This window comes from Pseudomonas soli (assembly GCF_021283165.2).
Lineage (GTDB): Bacteria > Pseudomonadota > Gammaproteobacteria > Pseudomonadales > Pseudomonadaceae > Aquipseudomonas > Aquipseudomonas soli.
The window spans coordinates 2,583,547-2,604,497 of sequence record NZ_CP128543.1 but is presented as its reverse complement, the minus strand read 5'-3'; the positions used below and the strand labels follow the sequence as shown (position 1 = coordinate 2,604,497).

The following is a 20,951-nucleotide window of genomic DNA, read 5'->3' as shown; positions in this document are numbered from 1 at the left end:
ACGGCTGGCGAACCTGCGGGTCACGCGCCAAGCGCAAGGCGCAGCGAGCGTCGGCGCAACTGCACGCCGAACAGCATCATCCAGAACGGGAAGATCAGCACCACGATGACCAGCAGGACATTGGTCAGGGCATCGAGCTGCGGGAAAAACCCCGCGATGAAGTACAGGCCGAAGCACCAGCCGACGATCTTCAGCGGCAACAGGATCGAAGCCCCCCATCCGGCATGCTTCAACTGGCTGCCGACCACCAGCCCCCAGAACAGCACGACCGGCCCCTCGCACCACCACAGCCCGCGTTGGCTGCCCACCGCAATGCTGGTCCAGGTGACTTCGGCGGCGGCCTGCACCGCCGGTGAGCCGCTCTGGTGAAGCGCCGCGAGGGTATTGAGCACCGACAGTTGCAAGCCGGCGCCCACCACGCCCAGGACCACGTACGTGGCAATGGCCAGGGCGGCCACGTCACCCAATGCGCCGGCCTGGTCACGGAACGCCCGCCAGAGGTAGCCGCCGATCACCAGCAACGGCAGGTAGAAACCCAACAGGTCGGCGAACATCGACAGCCTGAAGTACTGCCGCAGCTGCTCCGGCAAACTCAGCATTTGCGCGCCATCCAGGGTCACCGTCATGTCGCCGTGCGTCACCATCAGCATGAAGCCGACGTTCAGGTAGGCAAACAGACCGCCCAGGATCGCAGCCCAGGCCGTCACTCGGACGGCCTCGTTGGAATTGCTGTTCATGCGTGCTCCAAGGTTGCGAGCGCGGGCCGGCCTCAGGCGGGCTGGCCTGCGCAGTAGAGAAAGTTACTGGGCCTGGAAGGCCCGGGCTTTGCGGTTCAGTTGGCGGTCGAGCACGTTCACACCCGCCAGAGCGGCCTGCATGGCGCACCACTGCAGCGGTTCGGGCAGGGTCGAAGGTGTCTTGTGGCGTAGCGCCGCCAGCAGCGGGTGCTCGATACCGCCGATGCGTTCGGCCAATAGGTGGCCAATTAGCGACTGGGTACCGACGCCATGGCCGGAACAACCGGCGCTATAGAGAATGTTGTCGCGGGCACCTGTGGCGCCGACCACGGGTAAGGCGTCGTAGGCCAGGCTGATATAACCGCTCCAGCAAGCATGGATGGGGGTGCCACGAAGCGTTGGGAAACGTTCGCCCAAAGCCTGCTGCAAGGCTTTGTAGGCGGACACATCCGGCTGGTTGGGCGTGGCCGAGCCGTAGGCATAGCCAAGTTGCTTGGTGGTGACCAACAAGGTGTCACGCGCCGTCAGGCGATGACTCTCCATAGTCCAGTGCGGGGTGACGATCCCTTCTCTGCCCTGCCATCCCAGGGTCTGTAGCTGCGCCTTGGACAACGGCGCGGTCTCGATCGCCGAAACCCGCAGCGGCACCACCTTGTCGCGCAGCAGCCCCAACTGCGGCGTGTAGGCATTGGTGGCCAAAACCATGAATGGCGCGCTGGCACTGCCGCGTTCGCTGCGGCAGATGACGGTTGCGCCTTCCTGATAGGACAACAGCCGGGTCTGCTCGAACAGTCGCACCCCGGCCCGCAGGGCGGCGCGGCGCAGCCCCATGACGTACTTGCCGGGATCGAGCGTGCCGCCGTGCTGCGTGCAGCCGAACAGGAACGCTGGCGGGATCCCGCGGGCGCGCATTTCATCGGGTTCGACGAAGCGCGTGACAGAGCCCAACTGCTGCCCCAGTGCCATGCCGTGGCGCAGCTTCTTCTCCTGGGACGGGTGCACCGCGGCGCGGATGATGCCGGAGGGGTTGTAGTCGCAGTCGATGGCCAGTTCACCCAGACGCCGTTCCACGTAGCTGACACCTTCATCGTAGAACGCGACTATTTTCCGCGCCTGCTCCACGCCCACCCGTTTGTGGAACAGCTCGAACTCCACGCCCATGCTGCCGGCCAGGTATCCAGCGTTGCGGCCACTGGCGCCGAAGCCTGCAAAATCCTGTTCCAGGACCACCACGCTGGCACCCAGCGCAGTCAGCTCCAGTGCCGTGGACAGGCCGGCGAAACCTGCGCCGATGATGACCACATCGGCACTGACATCGCCCTCCAGCGCTGGCTGCAGATCGTCCGGGCGCTCGACCCAGCCGCCCAGCAGGCGGAACCGCTGTGAACCGGGGTTGGGCTGCGATGTATCGCTGAAAGTATTCATGCACGCTCTCCAGGCAGCGGTAAAACCGCTGTGCGGCAGGCGCTCGAGAAGCGGCTGGCACACATGACGATCCTCCTGCGGCTTGTTGTTGTGTTTTTTCGACTCTACTGCGCTGATTGATTTAACGCAACTAGTGTTATGTATTTTAATAAAGAGCATCCTTGCCCAGGATCGCCAGGGGTGTGCACAGGTTCAGGACGATGCGCTTGTGCCGCTTGATGCCACAGCCGGCACACACTTCAGGGCAAAGCTTTCCCCGGTCCACGCCGGGAAAACAGCAACGGCCCATCCTCGCCACCGGCCAGCGCGGCGGTCAGCGACACGCCGTCCTTGCGGCGTGACAGCGTGAACGTGCGCCCAACGTCCTCGCTGCGCGCCTGCAGGCCATCGAGCCCCACCGCGACCACTTGCTGGCCGTCCACCACGATCGAGGTGATCGAACTGCGACTGTCCAGCGCAATGCGCTGCCACGACGCGCCGTCAGGCGTCCCGCGCAACAAGGTGCCACGCTGCCCACCCACCAGCAGCCCGCCATCGGGCAACACAGCGCCCGTCCAGAGCGTGCCGTCGTAGCCGGTGTCCAGGTATCGCCAGGTCTGCCCTCGGTCGTCGGAGCGCAACAGCTGCCCGCGTTCGGCCGTGGCATAGAGCCTGTGATGACGATCATCGACGAACAGGCTCATCAGGTTGAGGTCCGCGCGGCCGGCGCCCGCAGGTGCCGGCAAGTTGCGCTCGGTCCAGGTCGCCCCGCCATCGTCGGTGGTCAGCACCAGCGACCACAGCCCCACCGCCACGCCCCGCAGGTTGTCGAAGAAATGCACGGCGAACAGCGGCCTGTCCTGGTCAGGGGTCAGGCGCTGGACCTGCCAATGCTCGCCGCCATCGTCGCTGGCAAGAATCGCCCCCCAATGGCCCACCGCCCAGCCATGCCTGGCATCGGCGAAACTGACGCCGGTCAGGCTGCTGGAGACCGGCACGGAGCGGGCCTGGTGATAGTTGCGCCCGCTGTCATCGGAGAGCAGCACGACGCCGTGATCGCCCACCGCGACCACCCGCTTCTGCGCCCAGGCCGCCCCCAGCAACATGGCCTGGGTAGCGTGCGCGACAGGTGCCGCCGGCACCGCTTCGAGGGCGCTTGCCAAACAGGAGGCGGTCGCCAGGGTGACGCCCAACAGTGTTTTCAGGTATCCCATACCGCTCTCCTCAATGCGCCAGCGCGCCGATCCTGCGCACCGGGCGCTTGCGTGGGAAGATCCGTTCCAGCCAGACCGCGAACGCCGGCAATACGGTCATGGCCATCACCATGTTGACCATGAACATGAAGGCCAGCAGCTTGCCCATGTCCGCCTGGAACTTGAGCGCGGAAAACGCCCAGGTGGCCACGCCGACCGCCAGGGTGATTGCAGTGAAGATGGTCGCCATGCCCACCTCGCGCAGCGACAGCGCCACCGCTACCCCCACCGGCTGGCCATCGGCCTGGTGCAGCTGGATGCGGTTGTAGATGTAGAAGGCGTAATCCACCCCGATACCTACCGCGAGCACCATCACCGGCAGCGTGGCGATGGTCAGGCCTATCTGCAGCGTCTTCATGAACCAGTAGCCAATGAAGGTGCCGATGGTCAACGGCAAGCAGCACACCAGCACGGCGCGCCAGTCGCGATACACCACCAGCACCAGCAAGGCGATGGCGGCATAGACATAGAGCAGCATCGGCGTCTCACTCTTCTCCACCTCCTCGTTGATGGCGGCGATCACCCCGGCATTGCCGGCAGCCAGGCGTACGGCAACGCCGGGCAACGGCTGCTCGGCGCGAAACGTCTTGGCCGCCTCGATCACCCGGCCGATGGTGGTGGCCTTGTGGTCCGCCAGGTACAGGTGCACCGCGGTCATGCTGCAATCGTTGCGCATCAGGCCTGGGCTGCGTGCCACTTCAGCGGCCAACGACGAATAGTTCATCGCATCGATCGGCACCGCGCTCATCTTCGGGTTGCCCTCGTTGTAGCCTTCGTTGAACTGACGCATGGCCGAGGAGAACGACGCCACCGACAGCACCCCCGGCACCCCTTCCATCGCCCACGCGAAGCGGTCCTGGTATTGCCCAAGCTCGACGTCCTCGCAGGCGTTGCCACCTGCGTCACCCAGCCGCCCGGGCTGCACTTCGAAGACCACGCTGAGCCAGTCGAGGCCGATGTCGTAGTGGCTGGCGATGGCCAGCGCATCGCGGTTGAAGCGCGCGTCTTCGCGCAGCTCCGGTGCCCCGGCCTGCAGCGAACCAACCACGCGGTCGTGGCTCTGCCAGACGGCCGTGGCGAACACCAGCAAGGCCACCAGCATGACCCAGCGCGCATTGCGCCATTCGGCCAGCGCGGCCAGCCACGCCAGGCGTGCGGCGCGACGCTCGCGGGCGGACTCCTCGCGGGCCGCGTAACGGCCATCGACCTTCAGCATCGAGGCCACCAGCGGCAACATGACCAGGTTGGTGACGATCTTGAAGGCCACACCGAGCGCCGCGGTGATCGCCAGCTCGCGCACCATGGGGATGGGGATCAGCAACAAGGTGATGAACGACACGAAGGCCGTCACCAACGCCAAGGTGCCCGGCACCAGCAACCCGCGGAAGCTCGAGCGCGCCGCCACCGCGACCGTGCTGCCGGCGGCGATCTCGCGGACGATGTAGTTGATCTGCTGCACCCCGTGGGAGACACCGATGGCGAACACCAGGAACGGCACCAAAACCGCCAGTGGGTCTAGTCCGTAGCCCAACAGGCGCAAGCTGCCAAACTGCCAGACCAGCGATGTCAGCGAACAGCCCAGCGCCAGCAAGGTGAAGCGCAGCGAATGGCAGTACCAGTACACCGCCACCGCAGTCAGCAACAGGGCCAGCAGGCAGAACTCCAGCACCGCCGCCGCGCCATCGGCGATATCGCCAATCTGCTTGGCGAAGCCGATGATCTGCACCTCGAACTGCGCATCCTCGAACCGTTGGCGGATCTGCTCCTCCAGCACCCGGTTATAGGCCACGTAATCCAGGCGCTCGCCCTTGGCGTCACGCTCGTTGAGTTCGGCGGTAATCATCGCGCTGCGCTGGTCACGGGAAACCAGGGTACCGATGAAGCCGCCCTGGGCGGTGGAGTCGGCGATCCGGGCGATGGTGGCGCTGTCCAACCGCTCGGGCGTCACCGTCCCGGGTACCAGCGGGTCGGCCCGAAACCCCTCCTCGGTGATCTCGTTGACGAACGCGTTGGGCGTCCACAGCGAGCGCACGCTGCTGCGAGAGATGCCTGGCAGGAACGTCACCGCCTGGGTCACATCGTACAGACGACGCAGGCCCGCCTCGCTCCAGATACTGCCTTCGCGGGCCCTGACCACCAGGGTCAGACGGTTCGCACCGAGCAAGTCGCCACGATACTGCCTGAAGGTTTCCACGTACTCGTGGCCGATCGGCAGCTGTTTCTCGAACCCGGCATCCATGCGCAAATGCACCGCGAACCAGGCCATCACCGTGGTGAACAAGGCCAGGATAAGCAGCACCACACGCCGGTGCCCGAACAGACCGGCCTCGATGCGCGGCAGGACGCCGCGCAGCGATTGCTTCGATACATCGATAGACATGTTCACGGCAGGCCTCACAGAGTGCGCGACAGAACCACGCCGACATAGTCGCGGTCACGCAGCAGTTGGTCGTAGGCCGTGTCGCCCCCCATGAACTTGGCATAGTTGAACGACAGCTGCCAACTGGCGGGGTTGCGCACGAAGTTGAGGTACAGGTTCAGGCTGCTGGCGTCTTCGGTGAAGGTTGCCGCCAGGTTGGGCGTGCGCCCGCCCAGCGAGCGCGCATAGAAGATGCCCGGGGTCACCTGCCAACCGGGCAGCAGGGTGCCGTCGTAGGTCAGGCTGAAGTCCAGGTTGATCCCCGAAGAAGTCTTGTCGCCGTGGGCCTTGGGTGTGCTGGTCGGGTCTAGCTGCCAGGTGTTGGCCCCGGCGGCGATCACCTCGCCGTCGTAGCTGTCGTGCAGCCCCGGGTACTTGATGACCACCAGCTCGGTCAGCAGGGTGCCGGTGCTTGCCCCTGTCAGGTCCAGCAGCCGCGGCGAGTTGGAGGGCGTCATGCTGTACAGCCCGGTGAGGTGCCACTGGAACTTCTTCTCGTCCTTCCAGCACTTGCCCCCGTTGTTCGCGCACAGGTCGAGCACCGGGTTCAGGGCAACGGCATCCTTCGGTCGGTAGGACAGCTCGGTGCCCACCGCCCAGTCGCCGAGCGGCAGGTTGGCACTGATGCCATACATCATCCGGTCTTCGGGATAGACCCAGTTCTGCGACACGGCGAAGGTGTCCGGATCAAGCAACCGAGTGGTCAGCGAAGGCAGCTTGTCGTGGTAGCGCATCACGTACACGCCCACGTTGAGGTCGCTGTCCTGGGGCTGCCAGCGCAGCGAAAGCCCCCACTGGCCGCTGTCGCGGGCGTTCTTGTCGTCGAAACCGTACGACTTCATGCCCTTGCCGAGCGCGGTGGTGTACGACCAGTAGCTGCCCACCGGCGGCAGTTCGCTCTTGTTCCAGGCGAACTGGTAATAGGCCTCGACGTTGATCCCGGCCCCCAGCCCAGAGGCGACGCTGAGCATCGGCGCCGGCAGCACGGCTTCCTTGAGCTGCACGCCCGGGCGCGACAAGGCCTGCACATCGTAGGCGTTGGTGTTGTTGATACCACCCTGCACGAACAGGCTTTCGCCCCAGTTGATCACCTGGTTGCCCAGCCGGGCGCGTACGCGCTGATCGCCCACGTCGAAGCCCTTGCTCACCCACAGGTCGAGCAGGCGCGCCTTGAACTCGAGGTCATCACGTGCCGAACGGGTCAGGCCGTCGCTACCCACGTCCGCCGGTGTGTTGAAGGACAGCGCACCCGTCGTGTCGCTGGCGGCGAAGTCGCGAATCCAGCTGCCCCGGGCCATGAAGGTGAAATCCTCGGGCATCTTGAGCAGCAGCTCGTGAGTGCCCTTCAGGTAGTGGGTGAACAGGTCGCCCTTGTCGTAGTTGAGATCGCCCTGGTCGCCGATACCTGAAGTCTGGGCCAAGCACCCCGCAGGAGGGTGATGGCCCGTCGCCCCCTGATTGATCAGGTTGCAACCCCGGGACTCGGTGCGTACGCCCATGCCATAGGAAATCGTCGAGTCGAAAGCCCCCCTGACGGATTCGGTTTCAAAGGTGAACCCCATTGCCAAGGGGGTCATGCACGCAATAGCAAGGCCTGAAACTTTTGTGATTGTTTTTTTCATGACGGCGCTCTAGAGGTGAAGGTTCAACGTTCGCTGATGGCCCGCAGGTTGTCGGAGGTGTAGAAATCGCGCTTCAGGCGCGGGTTACCGGCATCCTCGGTGAGCCAGCGATGATCCTTGTTGCCAACGCCGATGGAGGTCATGTCGTAGAGATAGCGGCCATCGACCAGGTTGTACTGGGCCTGGGCCTCCATGTCGCAGGTGCCGGTCTCGTAGACCGGGATGGTGTAGCCCTCGCGAACCTTCCAGATCTGCCCCTGTTTGTCGTAGTCGACCGCCATCAGGCCGTTCCAGCTGTCCTCGTCGATGTAGAACACCCGCTTGGGCGCCTGGTGACGCATGCCTTGGCGCACGTTGGCCTCCACCACCCAGACCCGGTGCAGCTCGTAGCGGCGTGCCTGGGGCGCGATGGCGCTCTGCTGCGCGACATCCTCGATGCGCGCCGAACCGTCATAGGCACCGAACGCGTTGTACGGCACCAGCAGCTCCTGCTTGCCGACCAGCTTCCAGTCGAAGCGATCCATGGGGCCGAAGAAGATGTTCGACTCGTCGATGGTGTACTGGTTGTCCAGGCCGATCTGCGGTGCATCGTAGGAGTACGACGGCATGCGCCGTACCCGTCGCTGCCCGGGGAAGTAGTAGAAGGTGCTGGCCTGCTCCCCGGCCTTGGTGGTGACCACCCCCGCCTGGCCCGCCAGGGCGGCCGGCTCGTAGTAGTTGAAGTAGGTGGCCACTTCCAGGCGGTCGAACGAGGAGAACAGCGCACTGCCCTTCTGCCCCCAAGGGGTATACATGAACCAGTCGGTGGAAGTGCGCAGCCAGCTTCCGCCCGCCTCGCGCGGCGACAATCCGGAGACCGTCTTGGACATGTCGAAGCCGACCCCGCGGTAGCGCATCTTCATGTTCCACATGACCTCGGCCCCCGTCGTGGGCAGAGGGAACGGAATGCCGGGAACATGGGCCTCTTGCAACGCCAGGCCTTCGCGGTCGAGAGTGGCGAAGCCGACGTTCTTGCGCGTGTTGTCGACCACGAAGTCCGGCGCGCCGCAGCTGCGCCGCGTCGGGTAGACGTCCATGCGATAACCCGGGATCTTCTTGAACAGCTCGAGCTGGCCGGGCGACAGTTGCTGGGCATGTTGTGCCACATTGCCGGCGTCGATGCTGAACAACGGCTTGTCGTCCTTGAACTTCCAGTGCTGGCCGCGTACCTGGCCATAGCTCCATCCCGAGTCCTGTTTGCCGGGGACCACCCAGGCCGGGATCGAGCCGTCTGCGTTGGCCGCCACCTCGCCGCCCAGGGGGGTCAGCTTGCCGCCCAACTGCCCGGCGTCAGTCCCGGCAGCCTGGGCCGAGCCGAAGACGGCCAGGGCCGCGAGCGCCACCACCAACGGCCGGGCTACTGCGCAGCAGGCATGGCCGCCATAAAGGTGCTGAATCACGTCTTTCATTGGAAGGTCCTCATAGGCTTTGAGCTGCCGCCGGTCATTCCTGATGCCAGGAGTGAGGACGACAGGGTCAGTTCGACACCCCGGGCGCGTACCCGGGCAGAAAGCCTTGAGCAAACCACATGCCAATTTCGTAACAAGTGTTTTCTACATATTTATCATTTAGTTATCATTTTTATAACGATTGATATGTGATACTTGAAAACTCATCAGTGCACGTTGTTGGGACTACGCCTGCACCAAAAGCGTGAATTTACGAAACATGTGTTACCTAAATATGTTGTCGCTCCGGTCAGGCAATAAGGTGAGTGGTGGGGTTTTGCGCACCTATCAAAACGAGTCCCCTGCGCTCTGGTCTCCGACAAGCTCCCTTCCCAGCCAAACGATGAACGCTTGCACTGGCGGACACTCGAGCTTTTGGCTCACCTACCCGCACGCCACCCACGACAGGCACGGGCCGCTGCGCCTGGCGGCAAAGGTCCACGCCTGGCGTGAAGCGATACCGGGTGACGGTTTCCGCCCGCACATGACCAATGAATGGATCGACCTGGACGACGACCCACACTTTCCCCAAACGCCCCTGCAGGGTGGTTACGTGCTGCGCACAGGGCGCCATGGGCTGGTCGAACTGCTGGAGGAATGGCGCGAGGCCGGGGTGAACCACGCCGCGCTGGGACTGCAGATGGCCAGGCGTCCAGCACAGGAGATCATCCAGGAGCTGGCCGAGGAGGTGTTGCCATTGTTTCCGACGCTGCCTGGGCCGCAGCCTCATTCACAAAGCTGGTAGCGCCAGGCAGCCGCAGAGCCTGTCCATCGCGGTATGTCGGGTGGCCCCAGCCATGTGCGCCACCCGACCTGCCCGACGTGGATCAGAATGCGTAGACCAACGTCGCCGTGGCACTGCGCGGGGTGCCGTACCACCCGCGCCCACCGATCGCGGAGTAGTACTTCTCATCCAGCACGTTGTTGAGGTTCAAGGCGACGCTGGTCTGCGGCGTGAACGCGTACTGCGCCATCAGGTCGACCACACTGTAGGCGCCTTGGTTGAACGTCTCCTGGTTCGGGCCGGCGTTCTTCTTGTACTCCATCCCCTGCCAGCGCACACCGCCGCCAATCTTCAACTGTGGCAAGGACTGCAGTTGGTAACTGGTGAACAGCTTGAAGGTATCGCGCGGCACCTCAGTGAGCAGACGCTTGCCATCGGAATCTTCGGCCTGGGCATAGGTGTAGCTGGCGGAAACCTGCCAGTCAGGCAGGATCTGCCCCGCCATTTCCATCTCGAAACCACGGGTCTTGGTGCCGGATTCGGCGCGGTAGGCCTGGTCGCCGTTCGGTGCTAGCTTGTCGCCATCAGCCACGGCCAGGTTGTCCTGCTGCACCTCGAAGACACTGAAGGCGGTGGTCAGGCGCTTGTCCCAGAACTCGCTCTTGATACCCAACTCGTAGTTCACACCTTCCAGCGGCTCGATGTAGCCGCCACTGGCATCCTGTCTGCTCTGCGGCTTGAAGATCGCGGTATAGCTGGCGTAGGCCGACCAGTTCTCGGCGAAGTCGTAGACCAGCCCCACGTAGGGCGTGACAACCCCGGTTTCGCTGCGCGAGGTGCGCGTGGTCGCGCCGCTTGACAGGGTGGTCCCGGTTTCGTCGCGTTTCCAATCGATCACCCGCGCGCCGGTGATCAGCGACAAGTCATCGGCCAGGCTCCAACGCACCGACGCCACCAGGCCGTCCTGGGTTTCGTCCAGCGCATCTTGCGAATACTTGTTGTGGATGGCGTCCGGAATCGCCAGCGAACCGTCCCAGGTATGAATGTTGTCGATCGGCTGGCTCGTCCATAGCTGGTAACCGGGATTACGGTAGTAGGCCCGGTAGTGGCTGGCGCCGAGGTACGCTTGATGCTCGCGAGAAAGCAGCTCGAACGGGCCGCTGGCGGACAGGTCGAACGACGTCTGCCGGGGCTCACCCGCCCAACGCCCGGTCCAGGTGCTGATACCGCTGCCATCGGGCTTGACGCTACCGGCGGCGGCAGTGGCGAAGGTGTCGTCATAGCTGCGGCGACTGTGCTCGGCATTCAGTTTCAACTGCCAGCCGTTGTCCAGCTGGTGTTCCAGCGTGGTGAACAGCGTTTTCGTGCGGCGCTTGTGGTAGCTCCAGTCCGAAGCCGAGTTGAACGATCGCGACGGTTTGAAGTGACTGCCATCGGAATTGAACATCGGGAAGCCGTGGTTGCCTGCGCCGTCGTTGTCCATCTCCTGGTACTCGGCGCCCACGGTCAACATCGTGTTGTCGGTGACGTCCCACTCCACCACGCCGTAGGCTACCTGGCGCTCCAGCGACTGCCGGTCGACATGGCTCTGGCTGTCGGTGGTCGAGGCGACGAGACGCCCGCGCACGTGGCCGCTCTCCGACAGTTTGCCGGACAGGTCCAGCTCGGTACGGTAGCTGTCCCAGGAGCCCGCCTTGAGGGTCAGCTTGCGCTGCGTCTCGAGGGTCGGCTTCTTGCGCACCAGGTTGATGGTGGCACCGGGATCGCCAGTCCCCGACATCAGGCCGGTCGCTCCGCGCACCACCTCGACCCGGTCGTACGACACCATGTCGGCCAGGTCGTCGCGAAAACCGAAGGTATCGGGGCGGTTGACGCCATCGACCTGGATGCTGCCGACCTGGAAGCCGCGCACATAGATATGGTTGGCGTCGCTGCCGGCCGGCCCCATGCTGTCGACGACCACGCCCGGCGTCTGCTCGAGCACCTGGGTGACGTCCGTCAGGTTCTGGTCCTCGATCTGCTGACGGGTGACCACGCTGACCGACTGCGGCGTCTCGCGTGCCGACAGGCGCAGGCCGGTCGCGGTGCTGGCAGAACCTGTGGTGTAGCTGCCGGTGCCTTCGCTGGTGCTGCCCAGGCCCAAGGCATCGACGCTGGTAGCGCCAAGCTCGACGGCGCCGTCGTTCTGCACCTTGCTCAGCACATAGCGCTTGTCGCCCACCTGCTGCACGCGCAGCCCCGATCCCTGCAGCAACGCGGAGAAACCTTGCTCCAGCTCGAAGCTGCCGTGCAGCCCCGAGGAATGCAGCCCGCTGGTTTCGTCATTGCTGAAGCTGATGGTCACGCCGCTGGCGGCGGCGAACTGGCTGATCGCGGAAGCCAGGCTGCCGGCCGGGATATCGTAGCGCTGCGCGGCGGCCCAGGCGGTCGAGGTCGCCAGCGCGGCGCCGCAAAGGCTCAGTGCGAGGGTCGCCTGGCGAATACTGCAGGCTAGCGAGGTACGGCGTGCGGACATGAAAAAGGGTTCCTGTTTCGGGTTGGCTTGGGCACGCTTGATGCGCGCGCCCTCAAGAGCCGAAGCAGCGAAGGAAATCTGCTACCCCAAATGCGAAAAATTCTCGAATGTTTGAGAGCGGATGAGATTTCACCCACGGTTCCCGGCTCGGGCCTCCACGATCGTGGGCCCCCTACCCCTTGCCGATTGGCTCCATGCGCACCCAGTAGCGCGTCATGCGCCGTGCGCGAACCGGCAACGCGTCTTCCAGGCTGGCCAGGGCGACGTCGGTGTCGTCCAGGTTGAATGCGCCAGACAGGCGCAAGCCCGCGACCTCACCGGCGCAGCCGAGATAACCGGGGCGGTAGCGCGCCAGCTCGTGGACCACCTCGTCCAGGCGCCAGTCGACACTGACCAGCATGCCCTCGGCCCAGGCCTGGCCGCCGGGGGCCAAGGGTTGCAGGGGGCCGATGTGGTCGGCGGCAAAACTCAGGCTGTACCCACTGTCGATACGCACCACCTGCGACGCCCGGCTGGGCCGCACCTCCACGGCATGGGCGGCCACCGCCACATGGCTCACGTCGTTGTCCTGACGCACGCTGAAGCGGGTACCCAGGGCCAGGATGTCGCCTGCCACGGTGCGCACGCTGAGTGGCCGCGCATCCTTGGCGGTTTCCACCAGGATCTCGCCGCGCTGCAGCTGGATCAGGCGCTGGCCCGCGTCGTAGCGAACATCGACACGGCTGTCGGTGTTGAGGTCCAGGCGCGTGCCATCGGCCAGGGTCAGTCGGCGGCGCTCGCCGATCCGTGTCGCATAGTCGGCACTCCAGGGCGAAGCCCGGTACCCCTGCCAACCAACGGCCCCGACGCCGAGCAACAGCGCCAGTGCCTTCACGGCATGGCGCCGGTCGCGCCGGGCGATTTCCAGAGTCTGTGCGGCACCGCGGGGGGCGCTGCCCAGGCGGCCTTGCAGTTGCTCCAGGCGCGCCCAGGCTGCGGCGTGGCGAGGGTCGGCCGTGCACCAGGCTTGCCATGCGGCGCGGGTGGCGTCATCGACATTGCTGTCATGCAGGCGCACGTACCAGTCCACCGCCGCGCTGAGAATGGCCTTCATGCGTCCTCGACCAGCAGGCAATGCATCAGCGCGCGGGCCAGGTGCTTGCGCACGGTGCTCACCGAAACACCCAGGCGTTCGCCAGTCTTCTCGTAGCTCAGGCCATCCAGTTGCACGGCAAGAAACACAGCCCGCGTGCGCGGGCCCAGCCCATCGAGCATACGGTCGATGGCCATCAGGGTATCGAGGATCGCGGCGTGGGTTTCGGCCGAGGGCGCATAACGCTCCGGCTGCTGCGCCAAGGCTTCAAGGTAGGCGCTTTCCAGGCTGCGGCGGCGGTACAGGTCGATGGTCAGCCCGCGCGCGATGGTCGCCAGGTAGTGCCGCGGCTCCTTGAGGGTGCCGGCGGTGCGCGCCAACAGCACCCGGATGAAGGTGTCCTGGGCCAGATCCGCGGCATCGGCGGAGTTGTTCAGACGCTGGCGCAACCAGCCGTGCAGCCAGCCGCTGTGCTCACGGTATAGTGTTTCCAGGCCGGTGTGCGCAGTGCCATCGGGAACAACGGTGGACATCACGCCTCCCTAAAAAAGATTACCAGGTGCAAATAAGAACTTGTCTCAAGTGTACTCAGTGAGGAAGGGATTGGGAATGCTGGCATGTGAAAGGGTTCGCAGGGATTGAGGTCCGGCAGAAAAACTCCTCATGAAGCCAAACTCACGACGCCAATGCTGCCCCTGGCAGCGGAGCGTTCTAATCTCAGGCTAGGCATGGGTTCGTGGCTGCCCTGTCAGTGCAAGCTTTGCCAGGCGCGCAGCACTGCATAACCGCGCCAGGGTCGCCAGCCCTGCGCGGCTTGCGTTGCCGCCTGTGCGCTGCTCACCCCCAGGGCTTTTTGCAGCGCCACATCGCCCGCCGGGAAGGCATCGGGCCAGCGCAACGCACGCAAGGCGATGTATTGCGCGGTCCAGTCGCCGATCCCCGGCAGTGCGCGCAAGCGGGCACAGGTGGCCGCGATGTCCACACCCGGGCTCAGGACCAGGCCACCCTCCAGCACCGCCTCGGCCAGTGCCTTGAGCGCCGCCTGGCGTTGGCGCGTGATGCCCAGCCGGCCCAGTTCATCCCCGCTGGCCGCAATCAGCGCGGCGGGCGTGGGGAACAGACGGTCCATGCCAGCCAGCGGCGTTGTGATGGGTTGCCCGAAAGCCGCGGCCAGGCGTGCGCCCAATGTGCGCGCAGCGGCCACGGTGATCTGTTGGCCCAGCACGGCGCGCACGGCCAGCTCGAAACCGTCAACCGTTCCCGGAACGCGCAGGCCCGCGCCCGAAGGGAACGCACTGTGCAGCACGGCGTCGATGGCGAGCGGGTCGGCATCCAGGTCGAGCGCGGCGCGCACGCGGTTGATCACCGTGGGCACGACGCCCGTCAGGGAATCGCTGATCCTTACTCGCACCTGGGTGCCCGCCTCGTCAAAGGCCACGCTCAACCAGCCGCAATGTTCCTGACCGTCCTGCATGAGATGCAGCGTACGGGTGTATATCCCCTCCTCCACACGCTCCACGCCGGGTATCGCCCGCAGGCGCAGAAAGCCGAGCATTGCGGCAGTGTCATAGGGCGGACGCCAGCCCAGGGCAACACAGCCGTTCGAGCGCGCATCGTGCGCTTTCAGTGCCAGGTAACAGGCGTCGTTTTCGGTAGTGTCGTTGATATTGGCCATGGGTGACATGGTAGCCCCTGTGGGTAGCAGTGACTCGCCATTTTCGTACCGGCGCCCTAGTGTGGTGTTTTGCAAATACGACCAATAAATCGCGAGCGATTTTTGCGCTCAGGCAAGGCGTCGCGACCAGTCGTAGCCCAGCTACGGCGAGGAGCGACAACACCGCATGAGCGCAAAAAGCGCCGCGAGTTATGGTCGTTATTTGTGAAACACCACACTAGCGACCAGGCACAAAAAATCCGATGCCTTGCGGCATCGGATCTTCATGCGGTGATCAAGCCGACAGGCCTCGACTGTCGGGCATCAGGCACGTCTGCCGGATGCTAGCTCGATCAGGCGTCGGTGGACGCCGTGGCCTTGTTGCCACTGTTGATCAGCGGCCCGTAGCGCCGGCTGAACTCCTGGTTGTAAGGCACGTGGTTCTTGTTGACCCCGCTGTCCCAGTTGACCGACCAGGTCATCAGGCCCTTGATCGACACGCCCTTGGCGTAGAGACGCTTGAACGCGTTGGTCACTGCCGTCGGGTTGATCACATAGCCGGTGGCGGCGGCGTCGACGTTGGCCGGCAGGCCGATGACGAACTTGTCGGCCGGGATCCGGGTGAAGCCGCGGGTGCCACTAACCAGGCTCTCGGTCAGGTAGAACAGGAAGTCCTCCTTCATGGCATCGTTGTTCTGCGCGATCCAGGCGCCGTTGCCATTATTGGCCTCCTGCACCCAGAGTCCGTCGCCCCCCTGGTTGTAGAACTGCGGGGCGATGAAGTCGTAGTACCCCTCCAGTGCCTTGAGGTAGTCGACGTAGCGCCCCGCGCTGGTCAGGTAGGGGAACTCCGGTGCCATGCTGATGATGAAATGCTTGCCCTCGGCGGCGTAGTGATCCTTCACCAGTTTCAGAGCGGCAGGCAGGACCGTCTTGTTGGCGGCGAAATCGATCGCGCTCTGTTCAAGGTCGATGTCCAGCCCGTCGAAACCGTAGGTCTCCACCAAGCGGATGATTTCATTGGCCAGCGGCTGTTCATGGCCCGGGTTCAAGGCGATATGCGCATCGGCGCCGCCCAGGGACATCAGCACCGCCCTGCCCTGGCTGTTGAGCACGCCAACCTGGCGCCGGAACTCGGCATCGGACAGGTTGTAAGGCTTGAAGGTCGGTATGCCGCTGCCCTTCATGAAGGCCACCGCCACCACGTTGTAGTCGCGCGGCACCTCCTCCAGGCTCATGTTGGCGAACTGCCCGCGTTGGTAACCATCCGCCGGGCCGGCCGGCCAGTTGTGCCAGTAGCCCATGAGGATCTTCTTGCCCGCCAGGCTGGGCATCCGCGATGCAGCGTCATCCTGCGCTGCCTTGAGTTGGGTAAAGTCAATCGTTGCCATGTTCTAATCCTTCAGAACGTGTGTAGATCCCGCGGACTTACTGGAAGTCGACGTCGAATGCCTGGTAGAAGGCGTTGCCGGTATTGGCGACGATCCACATCAGCACGATCACGTGACGGCCCTTTTTGTTGGCCGGCAGCTTCACTTCGTGATCGACCTTGGCCTTCAACTCGCCGGCGTGGCTGTAGTACGGCACCTGCGGGTAGAAGTCCTCGGCGAACGGCTTGTCTTCCAGTTGCGCACGGGTGATGCGTTGTTTCGGGTCCCAGCCGTCCTTGGTGATCAGCCAGCGATAGCCGCGGGTGGTATGCGGCGCGGTGTAGCGCCAGGTCACCTTGAACACTTGCCCGGCGTCGACATTGATCAGCGGCCAGGTGAAGGCGCGGTTGAGCTTCTTGCCCATCTCCTCGTCGGTGAAGTTGACGCAGTCACGGGCGTCGGTCTTGCCACCGCTGAGGATGTAGCCATCGGCGGGCGGGGCGACGCTCGGGTTGTCCGACTGGAACGGCGCCGGGAACGGACCGGCGGCCAGGGCCGGGAAGTTCTTGCCGCCTTCCATTTCATCGACCTGCCAGCCACTCAGCACGCCGAGGTCGATGGCGACCGCGCCACGCGAGGCTGGGGAGGTGACACGACCGTGACGAAGCGGGTTCTGGTTTTCTGGTTGGTTCATCGTTGTAACTCCATGTGGTTTGTGAACTCTCCCTTTCCGAAGGAGAGGCCTTCAAACTAACGGAGCTGGATTTATTGTCCACGCAGCCATTTTGGGCCCTGGCGTACCCGAAGCATGGAACCTCCAACAAATACTGGATGGATATACAGCACACCCTAAAATGTACTACCTACCTTGAAGGAAAACACCTACACACCAGCGCGACATTTGGCCAGTGTCCGCGCCTCCGGGCCAATGAAGCACTGCCCAGACCAACACCACGACATGGGTGCCGGCGATGGCGCGAACGCGCAGGTAGTCGCCAGTAGCGGGTGCTCGCCTGGGTGCGCTCCGTGCAGGAAAGCTACTTGAAGGATGCACGAACCTTGATCTGCTGGTTGTCTGGAGTGCCGCCGGCTGGGCACGGCGTCGGCCCGAGCTGCTTGTCCAGGCAGACCCAGAGCTCTTTCAAACGGTTGCCCGAACCCACCGATACCCGCAGGCTCTGCGCAGGCAGCGCCGGGTTATGGGCCAGGAACGCCTGCTTGATGTCGCTCACCTTGGCGTCCACCAATTGGTTGGGGCCCGCTTCGCTGCCGAGCATTTCCTGCAGGGAGGGCCGCTGCAGCGAGTCGTAGACCCGCTGGATATCGGCAAAGTAGCGCTCCGGCGACGACCAGCCGCAGGTACCGTGGGCCTGCCATTCGTTCTGCATCAGGTCCGGCCCGGGCATCATGCACAGGTGCTGCCTGACCAAGGGTGCCGGTAGCGAACCGACTGTCTGGCAGTTGCGCGGATGGTCCTGGTTGGACCTGGCGTAGCCATTCTGCGGCCACAGGCCGTGCACCACCCATTCGAAACGATTGCCCGAGAAGCACTGGAAGGCATGCTTTTCGCGTTGCGCCTTGGGCTTGTTGCGCTGGGCTTCACAATGCTCCGGCGACCAGGACAGCACCAGGGCCAGGTAATCCGTGGGCAGGTCCTTGTTGACGTAGTCCACCGGGCGGGCCGGCGCAGGCTCGACGCTGTCGGGCAGCGCGCAGATTTGCTCGGCGAAGATAGGCGAGGCGGCGGCTGCCAGGCAGCCAAAGAGCAGCGCTTTCAGGCAGGTTGCAGATTGTGGCGTCCATTGCATGATGACCTCCTTGTCGGGTGCGACAGGCTCCGTGCCTGTCGCTCGGTTAAACCCGTCAGCTGATGGTGTAGCGCGAATATGACGATTCGTCAGTGGCGGTTTGCTGTATCGTTCGCCCTGCGGCCGCACCCAGCGTCAATGAAGTGGAATAACATGAACCGTCGTAAAAAGATCAACCAGCTGTTGAAAGCCCACGCCAAGAAGGCCAGTGCCAAGTTGGCGCCGAAAAACAGGAACCCCTACATTTCCAAGGCCGACCGGTTGAAACTGGCGGCCGAGGCCGGCCAGCCCGAAGCAGACTCGGTGAGCGACGTCGCGCCGGCACAGCCCTGAACCTTCTGCATGAGCGAGCAATGCGATGGACCTCAAGTTCAGCCACGTGGATGTACTGGTCGCCGATCTGGACGCCGCCTGTAGCTATTACGCACAAGTGCTGGGCGCCGACATTTCCCGCCCGCTGGTCTGGGAACGCGGCGGCCTGCACGTCCACTATGCGATCGCCCGGGTCGGCCAGGAGCGTTTCATGCTGGTCCAGCCGCTGGCGGGCAACCTCAAGGACCTGCTCGATACCCACGGCGAAGGGATGATCTACCGCCACTGCTACTCCACGCCGGACATCGAGCAAGCCTATGACCAACTGACGGCCAATGGCATCCAGCCCGAGGACGAGAACGGCAAGCCACTGGCTCGCGAGCACCTGCAGTCGCCTGCCGGAGCCCGCATCATCTGGTTGCCCAAGCGTTTCGGGCATTTCTCGATCGAGATCATCGAGGCCCAGGCCCTCGAAGCCTTCATCGCAGACGCGTTCAGCCCTTTGGCCGTTGCAGGCTGACTGCAGCGCCCGTCACTCGCCTGGCCCGGCAAACGCCCGCACCAACTGGTCGATCACCGCGCGCACCCGCGCCGTGTGGCGCAGGTCCTGGTGGGTGACCATCCACACCTCGTAGGGCTGGCTGCGCGTACGCTGGGGCCAGACTCGCCGCAAGCCGTCACGCTGCCCCAGCTCCACCGGGATCTCCCCCAGGCCCAGGCCTTCGGCGATGCCGCGGCGCAGCATCATGCTGGCGTTGGCCGCCATCACCACCCGCCCTTCGCCCATGGGCACGTCCACCAGGGTCGGTTCGGCACGGTCGCGCCAATACGGCTCATACACCACCAGGTCGTGGCCGGCAAAGCTGCCCTCTTCCGGCACGCCCCGGCGCGCCAGGTAATCCGCCGAGGCGAACAGGCCCATCTGCCAGCTGGCCAGCTTGCGCAGCACCAGGTCGGGGCTGTCCGGGCGCTGATTGCGGATGGCGATGTCGGTTTCGCGTTGCGACAGGTTGACGATCTCCGAGCTGCCGCTGAGCACCACGCGCACCTCGGGATGGGTCTCGTGCACCTGCCGCAGTGCCGGGATGACGAATTCCAGGGCCAGGGAGTCGGTAGTGGCGATGCGCACTTCGCCGGCCTCCTCGTTATCCGCGCCTCGGGTTCGGCGGGCCAGTTCCAGGGCCGCCTGTTCCATCTTCTGCGCCATTTCCACGGCCACTTCACCGATGGCGGTCAACTGGTAGCCGGCCGGCGTGCGCAGGAACAGGGTCGAGCCCAGGTCCGCCTCCAGCGCCGCCACTCGCCGGCCCACCGTGGCCTGGTCGACCCGCAGCACGCGGGCGGCGCGGCGCAGGGTCTGTTCGCGGCTCAAGGCCAGCAGCATGCGCGCATCATCCCAGTTCATTGGTCTACTCCTGATTCAGCGCAGCCACTGCCGGCTGAAGAAAATCTGCAAAGGTGCGTCGCAAAATCGCCGCGCGACCGGGCAACCCGGCTTGCATACCCTGTGATGCAACGGGCCGACACGGCCTTTCTTCAGAATGACAGAGGTCTTCATGCGTCACATCATCCCCAGCCAAATGAGCGCCATCGACATCACCCGGCCAGGCGGCCCCGAGGTCCTGCAGGTTGCCAGCCATGCCACGCCCCAGCCAGGCCCGCGCGAGGTGCTGGTGCAGGTGCATGCCGCCGGCGTCAACGGCCCCGACCTGCTGCAGCGCAAGGGCCTGTACGATCCACCCGCCGGCGCGCCGGCCATCCCGGGCCTGGAGATCGCCGGCAAGGTGGTGGCCATCGGCGAGCAGGTCCGTCACTTTGCCCTCGGCGATGCCGTGATCGCGCTGGTCCAGGGCGGTGGTTATGCCGAGTACGCCGTGGCCGACGAACGCACCACCGCGCACCTGCCGGAAAACCTGTCGATGGTCGAGGGCGCGGCGCTGCCGGAAACCTTCATGACCGTGTGGGTCAACCTGTTCCAGCGCGGCGGCTTCAAGGCCGGTGAAAGCGTGCTGATCCATGGCGGCGCGTCGGGCATCGGCACTACCGCGACGCAGCTGGCCCGGGCCTTCGGCGCGGCGAAGATCTTCACCACGGTCAATGGCGCCGGGCAACAGGCCGCAAGCCTCGAACTTGGCGCCGACGTGGCCATCGACTACACCCGCGAGGACTTCGTCGAGCAAGTCATGGCGCACACCGACGGCAAGGGCGTGGATGTGATCGTCGACATCATCGCCGGCGACTACGTGGCGCGGAACTTCAGGGCCGCCGCCATGGACGGGCGCATCGTGCAGATCGGCGTGGTCAAGGGCCCGGCCACCGAGGTCGACCTGTTCCCACTGCTGACCAAGCGCCTGACCCATATCGGCTCGACCCTGCGCGCGCGCAGCGCCGACGACAAGGCGGCGATCCTCGGCGAGTTGCAAGCCAAGGCCTGGCCCCATGTACGCAGCGGCGCGGTCAAGCCGCTGATCCACGCCACCTTCCCACTGGCCGCGGCCAGCCAGGCCCATGAACTGATGGAGTCGGGCCGGCATATCGGCAAGGTGGTGCTGAACGTCGCGCACAAGGGCTGAG

At 64.6% G+C, this 20,951-nt stretch carries 16 protein-coding genes and 2 pseudogenes; 4 read left to right on the top strand and 14 right to left on the bottom strand.

Going from position 1 to position 20,951, the window contains the following annotated elements; all coding sequences use genetic code 11:
* Nucleotides 1-20: 20 nt before the first annotated feature.
* The 6 genes from LU688_RS12170 to LU688_RS12145 form a co-directional block, all read right to left on the bottom strand.
* Nucleotides 21-737, bottom strand: a complete 717-nt coding sequence (locus LU688_RS12170) for a hypothetical protein (RefSeq protein WP_094011118.1) — start codon at nucleotides 735-737, stop codon at nucleotides 21-23.
* Nucleotides 738-800: 63 nt separating this feature from the next.
* The gene (locus LU688_RS12165; protein WP_094011117.1) at nucleotides 801-2,162 is read right to left on the bottom strand and encodes an NAD(P)/FAD-dependent oxidoreductase; all 1,362 of its coding nucleotides are present in this window, start codon (nucleotides 2,160-2,162) and stop codon (nucleotides 801-803) included.
* Between the two features lie 239 nt (nucleotides 2,163-2,401).
* Entirely contained in the window at nucleotides 2,402-3,355 is a 954-nt protein-coding gene (locus LU688_RS12160; RefSeq protein WP_094011116.1) for a WD40/YVTN/BNR-like repeat-containing protein, read from the bottom strand.
* A 10-nt stretch (nucleotides 3,356-3,365) separates the two neighbouring features.
* A complete protein-coding gene (locus LU688_RS12155) occupies nucleotides 3,366-5,774 on the bottom strand; it encodes an efflux RND transporter permease subunit (protein ID WP_177182905.1) in 2,409 nt (802 codons plus the stop codon).
* 14 nt (nucleotides 5,775-5,788) lie between these two features.
* Nucleotides 5,789-7,435 carry a DUF1302 domain-containing protein gene (locus tag LU688_RS12150; protein WP_323873483.1) on the bottom strand — a complete coding sequence of 549 codons (1,647 nt, stop codon included), beginning with the start codon at nucleotides 7,433-7,435 and terminating at the stop codon, nucleotides 5,789-5,791.
* Nucleotides 7,436-7,458: 23 nt separating this feature from the next.
* The gene (locus LU688_RS12145; RefSeq protein ID WP_094011113.1) at nucleotides 7,459-8,883 is read right to left on the bottom strand and encodes a DUF1329 domain-containing protein; all 1,425 of its coding nucleotides are present in this window, start codon (nucleotides 8,881-8,883) and stop codon (nucleotides 7,459-7,461) included.
* A 415-nt stretch (nucleotides 8,884-9,298) separates the two neighbouring features.
* Between LU688_RS12145 and LU688_RS12140 the strand changes: the two are divergent.
* Nucleotides 9,299-9,667 (top strand): annotated as a pseudogene (locus LU688_RS12140) (LLM class flavin-dependent oxidoreductase); the annotation flags it as partial.
* Between the two features lie 82 nt (nucleotides 9,668-9,749).
* On the opposite strand, the gene LU688_RS12135 reads toward LU688_RS12140, so the two are convergent.
* The 7 genes and pseudogenes from LU688_RS12135 to LU688_RS12105 form a co-directional block, all read right to left on the bottom strand.
* Nucleotides 9,750-12,161 carry a TonB-dependent siderophore receptor gene (locus LU688_RS12135; protein WP_094011112.1) on the bottom strand — a complete coding sequence of 804 codons (2,412 nt, stop codon included), beginning with the start codon at nucleotides 12,159-12,161 and terminating at the stop codon, nucleotides 9,750-9,752.
* 172 nt (nucleotides 12,162-12,333) lie between these two features.
* Nucleotides 12,334-13,254 carry a FecR domain-containing protein gene (locus tag LU688_RS12130; RefSeq protein ID WP_094011111.1) on the bottom strand — a complete coding sequence of 307 codons (921 nt, stop codon included), beginning with the start codon at nucleotides 13,252-13,254 and terminating at the stop codon, nucleotides 12,334-12,336.
* Nucleotides 13,251-13,766, bottom strand: a complete 516-nt coding sequence (locus tag LU688_RS12125; protein ID WP_023630684.1) for a sigma-70 family RNA polymerase sigma factor — start codon at nucleotides 13,764-13,766, stop codon at nucleotides 13,251-13,253. The genes LU688_RS12130 and LU688_RS12125 overlap by 4 nt, the downstream gene beginning before the upstream one ends.
* A 215-nt stretch (nucleotides 13,767-13,981) precedes the next feature.
* Nucleotides 13,982-14,917, bottom strand: coding sequence for a DNA-3-methyladenine glycosylase family protein (locus LU688_RS12120; RefSeq protein WP_094011110.1), 936 nt, complete (start codon nucleotides 14,915-14,917; stop codon nucleotides 13,982-13,984).
* 353 nt (nucleotides 14,918-15,270) lie between these two features.
* Nucleotides 15,271-16,278 (bottom strand): annotated as a pseudogene (locus tag LU688_RS12115) (chitinase); the annotation flags it as partial.
* Between the two features lie 37 nt (nucleotides 16,279-16,315).
* Nucleotides 16,316-16,951: a lytic polysaccharide monooxygenase auxiliary activity family 9 protein gene (locus LU688_RS12110; RefSeq protein WP_023630096.1), complete on the bottom strand. Its 636-nt coding sequence runs from the start codon at nucleotides 16,949-16,951 to the stop codon at nucleotides 16,316-16,318.
* A 343-nt stretch (nucleotides 16,952-17,294) separates the two neighbouring features.
* On the bottom strand, nucleotides 17,295-18,065 hold the full coding sequence (locus LU688_RS12105; RefSeq protein ID WP_094011109.1) for a ribonuclease T2 family protein: 771 nt from the start codon (nucleotides 18,063-18,065) through the stop codon (nucleotides 17,295-17,297).
* Nucleotides 18,066-18,218: 153 nt separating this feature from the next.
* On the opposite strand from LU688_RS12105, the gene LU688_RS12100 reads away from it, so the two are divergent.
* Both LU688_RS12100 and LU688_RS12095 read left to right on the top strand, forming a co-directional pair.
* On the top strand, nucleotides 18,219-18,398 hold the full coding sequence (locus LU688_RS12100; protein ID WP_046855970.1) for a DUF2986 domain-containing protein: 180 nt from the start codon (nucleotides 18,219-18,221) through the stop codon (nucleotides 18,396-18,398).
* 25 nt (nucleotides 18,399-18,423) lie between these two features.
* The gene (locus LU688_RS12095) at nucleotides 18,424-18,897 is read left to right on the top strand and encodes a VOC family protein (RefSeq protein ID WP_094011108.1); all 474 of its coding nucleotides are present in this window, start codon (nucleotides 18,424-18,426) and stop codon (nucleotides 18,895-18,897) included.
* Nucleotides 18,898-18,909: 12 nt separating this feature from the next.
* On the opposite strand, the gene LU688_RS12090 is transcribed toward LU688_RS12095, so the two are convergent.
* Nucleotides 18,910-19,782 (bottom strand): LysR family transcriptional regulator, encoded by an 873-nt coding sequence (locus LU688_RS12090; protein ID WP_038705920.1) that lies wholly within the window; start codon nucleotides 19,780-19,782, stop codon nucleotides 18,910-18,912.
* Between the two features lie 175 nt (nucleotides 19,783-19,957).
* Here LU688_RS12090 and LU688_RS12085 point away from each other — a divergent pair, with 175 nt between their 5' ends.
* Nucleotides 19,958-20,950, top strand: coding sequence for an NAD(P)H-quinone oxidoreductase (locus LU688_RS12085; RefSeq protein ID WP_177182907.1), 993 nt, complete (start codon nucleotides 19,958-19,960; stop codon nucleotides 20,948-20,950).
* Nucleotide 20,951: the final 1 nt, after the last annotated feature.